Annotated in this window: 1 protein-coding gene; it reads left to right on the top strand. The window is 55.7% G+C overall.

The annotated features are described in order from the left end of the window. Positions 1-323, top strand: a 323-nt coding sequence (locus J1C49_RS21620; RefSeq protein WP_227447867.1) for a transposase, incomplete at both ends; no start/stop codon positions are given.

Here is a 323-nt window from a genome sequence, read left to right as displayed (position 1 = left end):
AGAAATGCCAGAGATCGGCACTATCACAGGCGAAGCGGCCGCCGCCATCACCGGGTTGGCTCCCATAGCTCAAGACAGCGGAACACTTCCTGGAAAGCGTGCAATCGCTGGTGGCTTCCGGGCGCTGAGGCACGTGATGTTCCAAGCAGCTCTAGTAGCCACGCATCACAACCCGAGCCTGAAGGCCTTCGCAGATTGGCTCCGAAAGGTCGGAAAACCGCATAAAGTCATCATCACTGCGGTCGCCAGAAAGCTGGTAAACATCGCGAACAAGCTATGTAAAACCCGCCAAAAAATACGCCGACTTGGCCACCTGACAGATA

Source organism: Cognatishimia sp. F0-27 (genome assembly GCF_020667845.1).
In the GTDB taxonomy this organism is placed as follows: domain Bacteria; phylum Pseudomonadota; class Alphaproteobacteria; order Rhodobacterales; family Rhodobacteraceae; genus JAFMPQ01.
Note: the sequence above shows the minus strand (reverse complement) of the source record. Positions and strands in the feature narration are given on the sequence as shown.